This window comes from Aquitalea sp. ASV11, assembly GCF_016429185.1.
GTDB lineage: Bacteria > Pseudomonadota > Gammaproteobacteria > Burkholderiales > Chromobacteriaceae > Aquitalea > Aquitalea pelogenes.
The window spans coordinates 1-11,469 of record NZ_JAELUD010000099.1 but is presented as its reverse complement, the minus strand read 5'-3'; the positions used below and the strand labels follow the sequence as shown (position 1 = coordinate 11,469).

The following is an 11,469-nucleotide window of genomic DNA, read 5'->3' as shown; positions in this document are numbered from 1 at the left end:
GCGTTATGCCACGGTGGAGGTGGAAATCTACCAATTGGTGGCCTACGAGCTGAATCTGGCCGATGCCGGTGCACTGGCCGTGCTGATGCTGCTGGTGACCGGGCTGATGGCCACGCTGTATGCCTGGCTGGAACGCAGCCTGGCCGCACCGCTGAAGGTGGACCCGCTGCCGCCGCGCGCACCGCAAGGCGCACAATGGCTGCAACTGCTGGCGGCACTGGCCGTGCTGCTGTTGTTTGGCGGTTTGCCCCTGCTGGCCGTGCTGTGGAAGGCGGCCCAGGCCTTGTGGCTGCTGGGGCCGGATATGCTGGCGGATGAAGATGTGCGTCTGGCCTTGTTCAATTCTGCCCGCTTCAGCGCACTGGCGGTGCTCCTGGCGGCGGGGCTGGGCTGCCTGCATGCGCTGGCTGCGCGCACCAGCCTCGCTTTGCGGGCCTTGGCCTTTCTACCCTTCATCGTGTCGCCGGTGTGCCTGGCGTTTGGCCTGCTGCTGCTTTATCCGCAATGGACGGCCAGCCTGGCCTTGCTGCTGGCCACCTATGCCTTGCTGGCCTATCCCTTTGTGGCGCGTAGCCTGGCCGGCGCGCTGGACAGCCTGCCGCCGCATTGGCCACAGGCGGCGCGCAGTCTGGGCGCATCGCCGTTGCGAACCTTTACCCGTGTGCTGTGGCCCTTGTTGCAACCGGCTTTCCGCCGTGGTCTGGCTTTTGCCGCAGCCACCGCGCTGGGCGAGTTTGCTGTCACTCTGTTTTTGTCACGGCCGGAGTGGCTGACGCTCACCACACTGATTTACCAGCGGCTGGGTCGGCCCGGTCCGGACAATGCCGCGCTGGCCATGTTGTTGTCCGCCGTGCTGATGCTGCTGGCCTTGCTGGCGTTTGTGGCGATCGAATGGCCTTCGGCTGCCGAGCGCCCATTGAAGAAGGAGTCCTGAGATGCTGCAACTGGATCGTGTTTGCAAGCGCTTTGGCGACAAGCTGGTGGCCGACAGGCTGAGCCTGCAACTGGCCAAGGGCGAGGTACTGGCCTTGCTGGGCCCTTCCGGTGGTGGCAAAAGCACCTTGCTGAAGATGGTTGCCGGGCTGGAGCCGGTAGATAGCGGTCGTATCCTGTTTGACGGGCAGGACCTGGCTGCCGTGCCGGTGGAACAGCGTGGCTTTGCGCTGATGTTTCAGGACTTTGCCCTGTTTCCGCACCTGGATGTATTGGGCAATGTCTGTTTCGGCCTGCGTGAGCGCGGCATGGCACGCGCGGCGGCACAGCAGCAGGCGCGTGCCTGCTTGCAGCAACTGGGGCTGGCCGGTATGGAAACCCGCAAGGTGTGGACCTTGTCCGGTGGCGAGCAACAGCGCGTGGCGCTGGCGCGGGCGCTGGTGACGGCACCGCGGCTGCTGTTGCTGGACGAGCCGTTCTCCAGCCTGGATGCCGACTTGCGCCGCCAGTTGCAACTGGAATTCCGCCAGCAATTACAGCATCAGCGCATGCCGGCCATTCTGGTGACCCACGACCGGGAAGAAGCCTTTGCCCTGGCCGACCGCGTGGCGGTGCTGAAGGATGGCCGCATTGTGCAATGCGCCAGCCCGGCGCAACTACTGGCGGCACCGGCCACTCCCTGGCTGGCGCGCTTCATCGGCTACGAAAACGTACTGGAGGAGGGGGTGGTGCCGGAGCAGGCCCTGTGCCTGGGCGCAGACCAGCCGCTGGCACAGGTACAACGCATCATCCAGCTGGCGGATGGCGTGCGGGTAACGGTGGCCAGCAGGGACGGGGAGTTGACGCTGACCCTGTCAGCGCGAGAGCTGGCGCGCTATGGTGCCAACTTGCAGGTGGGTGGCACGCTGGCGGTGGGCATAGACCGCAGCGCCATGCTGCGCTACGCCACCGCCTGAGCAGCAGCCTAGCTGGTGGCAGTCGCGCTGAGCGTGCTGGCACTGCCGCTATCGGTGCTGGGCTGGCAGACATCCACCCAGCGGGCATCGGTAATCTCGGCCATCAGTGCCGGGGTGATGCGTACTGCGCTGTGAATGGCCCCGGCTGCGGGCAGTACCTCGTCAAAGTCGCGCAGCGAAGTATCCATATAGACCGGTAGCGGCTGGGCCAGCCCAAACGGGCAGACACCACCTACCGGGTGGCCGGTCAATTCCACCACTTCTTCCACGGCCAGCATCTTGCCCTTGCCGAAGGCTTCCTTGAACTTGCGGTTGTCGATGCGGGCATCACCTCGGGTGACCAGAATGATCACCTCGCCGCCATTCAGGCGAAAAGACAGGGTTTTGGCAATGCGCCCCGGCTCCACGCCGTGGGCTTCGGCGGCCAGCGCCACGGTGGCGGTGCTGACTTCCAGTTCGATGATGGGAATATCCAGATTGCGGGCGGCAAAAAAGTCGCGGACGGATTGCAGGCTCATGGGGCAAACGGAAACGGTTGGGATGGCACATCACACTAAACGCTGACTGGCCGGCTGGCAAGTCGTGTGCTGTGTCATCCCCGACGGCTGGCCGGTATGCTTAGTGGTTGGCGATCTCTGCCAGCTTGTCGCTGATGTCCTGTGCGGTGGCGGCTTGTTCTTCTGCTGCATTGGCGATTTCGATGACAAAATCACGCACATGGTTGATTTGATCGACAATGTCAACAATGGCAGCTTCGGCTTCGGTAAAGTCGCGTTCGGTGGCTTTTACCTGATCCCGCCCCTTGTCCATCGAACTGATATTGCTGTGCACCTCTTGCTGGATATCCCGGATCATGCTGCCGATTTCCTGGGTGGCCTTGGTGGTGCGCTCGGCCAGTTTGCGTACTTCATCGGCCACTACGGCAAAACCACGGCCCATTTCCCCCGCACGGGCCGCTTCGATGGCGGCGTTCAGCGCCAGCAGGTTGGTCTGGTCGGCAATGTCCTTGATCACGCTGACGATCTGGCCAATGGTTTCCGATTGCTTGCCCAGCGAACCCAGATTGTCCGCGGTGTGACTCACCAGCTCGCTCACGGCCCGCATGGCAGATGAGTTGTTTTCAATCATGCTCTTGCCCTTGCGTGCCCGGTTCAGCATTTCATTGGACGAGTCCGAGGCGGATGCCGTGCGTACGGCAACCATTTCGATGGTGGTAGTCATGGCCTGGACATTGCCGGAAAGCTCGCCAATGCGATCTTCCAGAAACAGGCGACGCTGGTCATTGGCATCGCGCAGCCTCTGGGCTTCCACTTCGGCTGAAATGTCCTGAAAGCTGGCCATGAAACAGAGCAGCTTGTTGCTGTCCTGTGCATCCCAGATGGGAAACACCTTGGTCTTGAAGGTAACACCGCCCACCGGAATCAAGGCTTCATGATGGGTAATGCGCCGTGCGGCAATGTCGTTCAGGATGCGGCGGATGCGTTCCGGATCACGGTGAAACTGGTGAATGCTGTGCTGGAAGGCGTTGTTGACATCAACCCCGGCACGGAATTTCTCGTTCATCGCGCTGCGGTGATGGGCCAGTACATCCCGCGCAGTGCGGTTCATGTAGAAGATGACGTTATCGGCGCTGGTGTCGGCCAGCATGATGAGGTTGTCCACATGGTCCAGCATTGCCGTGAATTGGTAGATTTGTTTCTCGCAATCCTGCTGAACCTGATTTTTGCTGCCGAATCCGAACATGATGCACTCCTGTCAGTGTGTCCAGCGAAGACCTTGCACCGGTTGCATGGTGTGGCCTGCGGGCACGCCCAAGTGGTTGAGGATTGAATGCACAACGGGGAGAAAGCCAGGTGTTACCGGGAAACCTGAAAAATTAATCAGGTATAAACAGCGGGGTGCTTGAAAAGCAAGAATGACTATCATCTACTTCCCACAAGTACAGGTAGCCCGCCTGGGGGGCGGGACTTGTGGGCCGGCAGGGCAGGGTTTACTCCGGCAGCGCCAGCATATGGGTTTCCTTGACCTCTTCCATCACCACATAGCTGCGTGATTCATTGGCATTGGGCAGTTGCAGCAGGATTTCCCCCAGCAACTTGCGGTACATCGACATGTCCGGAATGCGCGCCTTGATCAGGTAGTCGTATTCACCGGATACCAGATGGCATTCCAGGATTTCCGGAATGTTCTGGATTTCACGGCGGAAGGCATCAAAGATATTGCCCGACTTGGCCGACAGCTTGATCTCCACGAATACCAGCAGTGACGCGCCCATGGCGTGCGGGTTGAGCCGGGCGTAATAGCCTTCAATCACGCCGTCGCGCTCCAGCCGCCGCACCCGTTCGGTGCAGGGCGTGGTGGAGAGGCCCACCTTTTCTGCCAGCTCCGTCATGGCGATGCGGCCGTTTTTCTGCAACCATTTCAATATCTTAAGGTCGATTTTGTCCAGCTCTCTGGCGTGAGTGTGTTTTACTTTCATGATTCACTATCAAAGTGTAATTTTGCAGGAAAATTGAATGTGACTTCGTTTTAATTTGGTGAAAAAAACTGCATTGAAATAAATATACTACACAAAATCACTAAGCGCATGATGCGCGGCACGGAGAAAGAGGAAATGAAGGTAATCGTTCTGGGTGGTGGCGTGGTGGGTGTATCCACTGCATGGTATCTGGCCAAGGCTGGCGTGGAAGTGACTGTCCTGGAGCGTCAGGACGGTGTGGCACTGGAAACCAGCTTCGGCAATGCAGGCCAGATTTCCCCGGGTTATTCCGCACCGTGGGCGGCCCCCGGCATCCCGACCAAGGCCATCAAGTGGATGTTCCAGCGCCATGCGCCGCTGGCCATTCAGCCGGATGGTAGCGTTTACCAGTTGCAGTGGATTGCCAAGATGCTGGCCAACTGCAATGAAAAATCCTACGCCATCAACAAGGGCCGCATGATGCGCCTGGCGGAATACAGCCGCGACAAGATCAAGGAACTGCGCGCCGAAACCGGCCTGGATTATGAAGGCCGTCAGGGCGGCACCCTGCAGCTGTTCCGCTCGCAGGCACAAGTGGAGGGCATGGCCAAGGATATCGCTGTGCTCAAGGAGTGTGGCGTGGACTTCAATGTGCTGGACCCGGACGGCTGCGCCCGTGTGGAACCGGCACTGGCCAAGGTCAAGCACAAGCTGACCGGCGGCCTGCAACTGCCGAACGACGAAACCGGCGACTGCAACCTGTTTACCAGCCGTCTGGCCGAACTGGCTGCCGCCAAGGGCGTGAAGTTCCGCTTTGGCGTCAACATCTCCGCTATCGAAACCCATAACGGCCGCATTACCGGCGTGCGCATCGGCGACGAAATGCTGACTGCCGACCACTACGTGGTGGCATTGGGCAGCTACTCGCGCGATCTGCTGCAAAACCTGGGTATTGATATTCCGGTCTACCCGGTCAAGGGCTACTCGCTGACCGTGCCGATCACCAACCCGGCCATGGCACCGGTTTCCACCATTCTGGACGAAACCTACAAGGTAGCCATCACCCGCTTTAACGACCGTATCCGCGTGGGCGGCATGGCCGAACTGGCCGGTTACAACCTGGACCTCAACCCGCGTCGCCGTGAAACGCTGGAGCTGGTGGTGGGTGACCTGTACCCGGATGGCGGTGATATTCCGGCAGCCACCTTCTGGACCGGCCTGCGTCCGATGACCCCGGATGGCACGCCCATCATCGGCGCCACCCGCTATGCCAACCTGTCGCTCAATACCGGCCACGGCACGCTGGGCTGGACCATGAGCGCCGGTTCCGGCAAGGTGCTGGCCGACCAGATTGTCGGCGTACAACCGGAAATCAGCGTGGACGGCCTGTCCATCCAGCGTTACGCCAAGCAGGGCGAAACCCTGGTGGTGTCGATGCACTCCCGTACCGCCAACGCAGGGGCCTGAGCGCATGCGCCCGCTGATTGCCAGTATCCGTCTGGACAAGCTGCGCCATAACTACCTGCTGGCCAAACAGCAGGCCGGTGGCCCCACCCTGGCGGTGATCAAGGCCAATGCCTATGGGCACGGCGCAGTGCGCTGTGCCCAGGCGCTGGCCGATGTGGCCGACGGTTTTGCCGTGGCTTGCCTGGAAGAGGCCATCCAGCTGCGCGAAGGCGGGGTGACCTTGCCCATCGTGCTGCTGGAAGGCGTGTTCGAAGCGGCCGAACTGGCTGATGTCGAACAGCATGATCTGTGGTTTGTGGTGCAAAGCCAGCAACAGCTGGACATGGTGCTGCAGGCCAGCCCGGCCAAGCCTTACACCGTGTGGCTGAAGATGGATTCGGGCATGCATCGCGCCGGTTTCTTCCCGCAGGACTACGCCGCCGCGCATTGCAAGCTGATGGCCAGTGGCAAGGTGGGCAAAATCGTCAAGATGAGCCACTTTGCCCGTGCCGACGAACCGCAGTTGTCTGCCACCCATGCCCAGCTGGAGGCGTTTGACAGCGTATGCCGCTATCTGCCGGGTGAAGAAAGCATTGCCAACTCGGCCGGCATCCTGTGCCACGAACGCTCGCACCGTCAGTGGAACCGCGCCGGCATCATGCTGTACGGTGCCTCGCCGCTGCCAGCCGGTTTCGATCAGGGCGCTGCCTTGCAGCCGGTGATGCGTTTGAGCACCCGCGTGTTCGGTGTGCGCGAACTGGCCGCTGGCGAGCCGGTGGGCTATGGTGCCAGCTTTGTCGCCGAGCGTCCCACCCGCGTGGGTCTGATTGCCTGCGGTTATGCCGATGGTTATCCGCGTCTGGCCTCCACCGGCAGCCCGGTGGCGATTGATGGCGTGCGTTCGCGCGTGATCGGCCGCGTGTCGATGGACATGATGACGGTGGACCTGACCGATCTGCCCCAGGCGGGCATCGGCAGTGAGGTGGAGCTGTGGGGCGACACCATCCACATCAATGAGGTGGCGGCCCAGGCGGGCACCATTTCCTACGAAGTGCTGTGCAATGTGAAACGCGCGCACTTTAGCTACGACTGATTTTCCTTGTGCTTTGTGTAGTACTTTGTCTCTCGCCCGGCGTTGCCGGGCATTTTTTTGTCCGCCGCGCATTATTGCAGTTGTCATTGCCCTGTGACATGCTGCCATTTAATGACAAATAAATTTAAATAAGCTGTGCTGCCACTCACTGCGTTTGGGCTATGGCTGGCGGTGCTTATGGCCGGTCTGTCATTGTCAGCAGGGCGGATCGCAATGAATACGGGGGCATGATGCGTCTGGCCAAATGGAATCTTTTTATCCCGGTGCTGGTACTGGGCGAGTTGGTATTCAGCCCGGTGCTCTTTGTCTTGGGGCCGCTGTCCTACCTGCTGGTGTTTATTGCCGTGCTGGTACTGTTTGCCAAACACGAAGTTTCGCCCCTGGTCCGGCAACCGGCGCGTGAGCAGCGCTATCGCCGTGGGCATTGGCTGCTGGCCATCATGAACGTGCTGGCCGTGCTTGCCCTTGGCCTGCCGTCGCTGCTGTCAGCCTTGTTGCATGACGAGAGCAAGATGATGATGTTGTGGTATTCCATGCTGCTTTATCCCGTTGCCCCTCCGGTCTGGGCTATCGGCCTTGTCATGGTGTTGACATCGCGCGCAGTCCCGCCTGGTCCGGCGCTGCCTGGGAATCCGGAGTGATGGTACTGACAAAAAAACACCCCGCCAGTCTGACTGGTCGGGGTCTGCAGGGTCAGAGCCAGGCTCCGACGGAGGGTTAACTTTCACCCCATGTCAACGCCGTGCAAGCGTAGCCTGCATCCGCGGTCAAGGGTGCGGAAACAGGCAGGGTGAATTGAGATGTTACGCAATGGAAAGCTCTGTTTCCATTAGGGATTATCCTGATTCTGCAGGGCTTTCCCGGGGCAGGTACTAGCGATTGGCCATCACCGCCTGCACCAGGTCGGCAATCGAGCGCACTTTCATCTTGTCCATCATCTTGCCTCGATGGGCTTCCACCGTCTTGATGCTGATGCCCAGTTCGTCGGCAATCACCTTGTTCATCTTGCCTTCCACCACCTTGTCCAGCACTTCGCGTTCGCGGATGGTGAGCGAGGCCAGGCATTCGGCAAAACGGTCGCGCGCGGCACTGCTGGCCTGCTGCTGCTGGCTCAGTGCCAGTGCGCTGTCCACGGTGTTGAGCAGCGCCTGCTGGTTGAACGGCTTCTCCAGAAAATCATGCGCGCCACGCTTGACCGCCTGCACCGCCATCGGCACGTCGCCATGGCCGGTGATGAAGATGACCGGCCAGGGGTTGTGGCGGGCGCTGAGTTCATCAAACAGTTCCAGCCCGCTCATGCCGGGCATGCGGATGTCCACGATCAGGCAACCGGCACCACGCGGCTGGAAGTCTTCCAGCAGTGCCTCGGCACTGGCATGACAGGAAATGGCGTAGTCGTGGCTTTCCAGCAGGAAAACCAGCGAGTCACGGAATGCTTCGTCGTCATCGACGATGTGAACCTGGGGAGAGCTGGCACTCATGTTTCGGACACCGGTAGCGTGAATCGGAAAATACTACCACCACCGGGCTTGTCTTCCACCCACAATTGGCCTTCGTGGAACTCGATGATGGTGCGGCAGATATTCAGGCCCATGCCCATGCCTTCTGCCTTGGTGGTGAAGAAGGCATCGAACAGGCGTTCTTTCAGGTCTAGCGGCACGCCATGGCCGTGGTCGCTGATGGCCACTTCGATGCGGCGCGGGTTGAGCTGGCGCGCTTCCACGTGCAGCACGCGTTCGGCCGGGGTGCAGTCCTGCATGGCTTCGATACCGTTCTTGATCAGGTTTAGCAGCACCTGTTCCACCAGGATGGGGTCGACATAGAGTGGCGGCAAGTCTTTGTCCAGCCGGATGTCGATGGTGGCGGCCTGGCGGCGGGCTTCAATATCGGCAATGGCCAGCGAGGCTTCGATGATGTCAGGCAGCTGGCAGGTCTTGCGGTCTGGTTCGCTTTGTTTGACGAACTCGCGGATGCGGCGCACCACGGTACCGGCGCGTTCGGCCTGGGCGGTGATTTTTTCCATCACCGGCAGCAGTGCTTCCGGGGTGGCCTTGCCCTGGCGGATGCGTTCGATGCAGCCGGCCTGGTAGTTGGCAATGGCCGATAAGGGCTGGTTCAGTTCGTGCGCCAGGGTGGAGGCCATCTCGCCCATGGTGACCAGGCGCGAGGTGGATTGCAGCTGCTGCATCTGCTGCTGGTAGCGTTCTTCGGCGTCGTGTTGCTGGGTGGTGTCGGTGAGGATGGTCATGGACACGATGCGGCCATTTACCCAGCGAATGCTGCGGCGGCGCATGGAGATCCAGCGCGAGGGCGGGTCCATCCACACTTCCATGTCCACGTCGCGTGCGCTGCGCATCAGCTCCACCAGACGCAGGTCGCAATAGCCCAACTGGCTGTCGGCGGGCTGGTCCGGCGTGAACCACTGCTGGTAGCGCTGGTTGCAGAACAGCAACTCCAGCGATGCCGGGTCCACCACGGCGACAGCGGCGTCCAGCCCTTCGATTACCGTAACAAAGCGGTCGTGCGAGGCTTCCAGTCGGCGCTGGGCTTCCAGCCGCTCGGTGATGTCGGTCAGTACCGCCATCCAGCCGGTATGGTGGCCGTGGGCGTCGATCAGCGGCGAAGCCAGGATGTGGGCGTCGAATACTTCGCCATTCTTGCGTTGCAGGATGGACTGGAAACCTTCCGGTGGGGCTTCGCCTGCCAGCGTGTCTTCCAGGTCGCGCCGGTTGCCTTCACTGAGTATTCCTTGCCGCCAGTAAGGGTAGGGGGCGGCCTGGCCGATCAGCTCCTGCTCGCTATAGCCGGTGATGGCACAAAACGACGGGTTGACATAGGTGATGCGGCCTTGCAGGTCGATGGCGCGGATCCCCACTACCAGTGAGTCTTCCATCGCCTTGCGGAAGGCGGACTCCTGACGCAGCGCCTGTTCGGCCTGTTTTTCTGCCGTGATGTCGCGGCCGGACACATAGGCCACGCCGCTGTCGGCCAAGGGACTTAGCGCCCACACGATCCAGCGCACCTCGCCTGATTTGGTGAGAATGCGGGTTTGCACAAAGCGGTCGGCGCCACCGGTATCAAACAGCCGCTCGAAGCTGTCGCGTGCACTTTCACGTTCTTCGGGCAGCAGGTAGTTGAGGAAGGACGTGCCCAACAGTTCGTCTGCGCTATAACCCAGTCCTTTTTCAAAGGCCGGGTTCAGTTGCAGGATGGTGGTGTCGCGCCGCACCACGCCCAGCATTTCCTGCGACAGCCGGTATACCCGGTCGCGTTCGCGTTCTGCTTCCACCCGGCCACGGATATGACGGTTGAGGCTGAGCAGGCTGAGCAGGGTGAGCAGCACCATGCCGGCAATCAGCCCCAGTTGCAGCAGCCGGGCCTGGGTCATCGCGCCCTTTACCGGCCGGGCGGTAATCACCAGTCCGGTGCCGGGCAGTTCCAGTTTTTCTGCCACACCGCCGCGCAGGCGGCTGACGGCATTGGCGGCAATGGTTTTGCCGTCACGGGTTTGCAGTTCCAGCTGGTATTTTTCGCTGAACCAGGCCGGTGGCAGGCGGCGGACCACATTGTCGGCATCGAACATGGCCACCAGCATGCCGTTGAACTGGCCGTTCTGGTACAGAGGGATATCCAGTTCGTAGCGCCAGCTGCCGTTACTGCGCTGAAACGGCGCACTGTAGGCAAAGCGTCCGTTCTGCTGGGCCAGTTTGAAAGCGGCCGGTGCCTGGATGCTGGCACCGGGGGAGAGCGGGCCATCTTCATAAGGGGCGGTCCAGCGCAGGGTGCCGTGACTGTCGCTGCGCGCCAGCGCCAGCATTTCCGGGGTATTGGCCAGCAGTTGGGAAGCCTGGGTCTGGAAGCCGGCTTCGTCGGTTTCACCGCTCCCCATGCTGCGCGCCAGGTCGGTCAGCTGGGCCAGATTGTCTTCCAGCTTCAGTTGCAGGGTTTGTTCGGCCCACAAGGCATCGCGGGCCAGATTGCTTTTTTGCTGCTCTGCCTCGCGCGCGTCCAGCGTCCACAGCATCACGCCCATGGTGAGGAAGAACAGCACGATGGTGGTGTTTGGAAACAACTGATACCAGCCACTGCGTTTGCGTAAGGCGTAGAAGCGGGGTGTGCGCATAGGAAGGCGGTAGGCTAGAGGTGGCAAAAGCCAGCAATAAGGACTGGCCGGAATGATTTGCTCCAGTTTACGACAAGCGGAAGAACCTGACTGTAAGGGTTGGCCCGCAGTTGTGGTTCTTGCTGGTGCAAATTTGCGTGCTACTTGAGTCCATACCCTTGCCGGGGGTAATCTCGCGGCTGGTTTGGATCAGGCAGGAAGACAAGCGGCATGCGCAGCATCAGCATCATCTGTGGGATAGGGTTCGGCCTTTTGTGCAGCCTGGTGCTGGCTGCACCGCAACCCATCCGTATTGGTGTGCCCGGCGCTTTTACTGGCGGTTCTGCCCCCATGGGCCTGAGCATGCGCAACGGCATCCGTCTGGCCGCCGCCGAAATCAACAAGGCCGGTGGTGTGCTGGGGCGGCCCATCGAGCTGGTGGAGCGGGACGACGGCGGCATCCCGGCGCGTGGCATCAAGG

At 61.0% G+C, this 11,469-nt stretch carries 11 protein-coding genes; 6 read left to right on the top strand and 5 right to left on the bottom strand.

Annotated features, from left to right (window positions below):
• Both JHD62_RS19980 and JHD62_RS19975 read left to right on the top strand, forming a co-directional pair.
• A partial coding sequence (locus JHD62_RS19980; protein ID WP_233161118.1) for an iron ABC transporter permease occupies positions 1-934 on the top strand: 934 nt, incomplete at its 5' end.
• Between the two features lies 1 nt (position 935).
• A complete protein-coding gene (locus tag JHD62_RS19975) occupies positions 936-1,889 on the top strand; it encodes an ABC transporter ATP-binding protein (protein ID WP_199104354.1) in 954 nt (317 codons plus the stop codon).
• Between the two features lie 8 nt (positions 1,890-1,897).
• On the opposite strand, the gene JHD62_RS19970 is transcribed toward JHD62_RS19975, so the two are convergent.
• The 3 genes from JHD62_RS19970 to JHD62_RS19960 all read right to left on the bottom strand — a co-directional run bounded on the left by JHD62_RS19970 (position 1,898) and on the right by JHD62_RS19960 (position 4,368).
• The gene (locus tag JHD62_RS19970) at positions 1,898-2,407 is read right to left on the bottom strand and encodes a YbaK/EbsC family protein (RefSeq protein WP_199104353.1); all 510 of its coding nucleotides are present in this window, start codon (positions 2,405-2,407) and stop codon (positions 1,898-1,900) included.
• 100 nt (positions 2,408-2,507) lie between these two features.
• Entirely contained in the window at positions 2,508-3,632 is a 1,125-nt protein-coding gene (locus tag JHD62_RS19965) for a methyl-accepting chemotaxis protein (RefSeq protein ID WP_199104352.1), read from the bottom strand.
• Positions 3,633-3,879: 247 nt separating this feature from the next.
• Positions 3,880-4,368: an Lrp/AsnC ligand binding domain-containing protein gene (locus JHD62_RS19960; RefSeq protein ID WP_045846107.1), complete on the bottom strand. Its 489-nt coding sequence runs from the start codon at positions 4,366-4,368 to the stop codon at positions 3,880-3,882.
• Between the two features lie 135 nt (positions 4,369-4,503).
• On the opposite strand from JHD62_RS19960, the gene JHD62_RS19955 reads away from it, so the two are divergent.
• The 3 genes from JHD62_RS19955 (at position 4,504) to JHD62_RS19945 (ending at position 7,527) form a co-directional block, all read left to right on the top strand.
• On the top strand, positions 4,504-5,814 hold the full coding sequence (locus JHD62_RS19955; RefSeq protein ID WP_199104351.1) for a D-amino acid dehydrogenase: 1,311 nt from the start codon (positions 4,504-4,506) through the stop codon (positions 5,812-5,814).
• Between the two features lie 4 nt (positions 5,815-5,818).
• Positions 5,819-6,886 (top strand): alanine racemase, encoded by a 1,068-nt coding sequence (gene alr / locus JHD62_RS19950; RefSeq protein ID WP_199104350.1) that lies wholly within the window; start codon positions 5,819-5,821, stop codon positions 6,884-6,886.
• Between the two features lie 227 nt (positions 6,887-7,113).
• The gene (locus JHD62_RS19945; protein WP_199104349.1) at positions 7,114-7,527 is read left to right on the top strand and encodes a hypothetical protein; all 414 of its coding nucleotides are present in this window, start codon (positions 7,114-7,116) and stop codon (positions 7,525-7,527) included.
• Between the two features lie 231 nt (positions 7,528-7,758).
• Here JHD62_RS19945 and JHD62_RS19940 read toward each other — a convergent pair whose 3' ends face one another.
• Both JHD62_RS19940 and JHD62_RS19935 read right to left on the bottom strand, forming a co-directional pair.
• On the bottom strand, positions 7,759-8,367 hold the full coding sequence (locus JHD62_RS19940) for a response regulator transcription factor (protein WP_131358983.1): 609 nt from the start codon (positions 8,365-8,367) through the stop codon (positions 7,759-7,761).
• On the bottom strand, positions 8,364-11,009 hold the full coding sequence (locus JHD62_RS19935; RefSeq protein WP_199104348.1) for a PAS domain S-box protein: 2,646 nt from the start codon (positions 11,007-11,009) through the stop codon (positions 8,364-8,366). The genes JHD62_RS19940 and JHD62_RS19935 overlap by 4 nt, the downstream gene beginning before the upstream one ends.
• 210 nt (positions 11,010-11,219) lie before the next feature.
• Between JHD62_RS19935 and JHD62_RS19930 the strand changes: the two genes are divergently transcribed.
• Positions 11,220-11,469, top strand: a 250-nt coding sequence (locus tag JHD62_RS19930; RefSeq protein WP_199104347.1) for an ABC transporter substrate-binding protein, incomplete at its 3' end; no start/stop codon positions are given.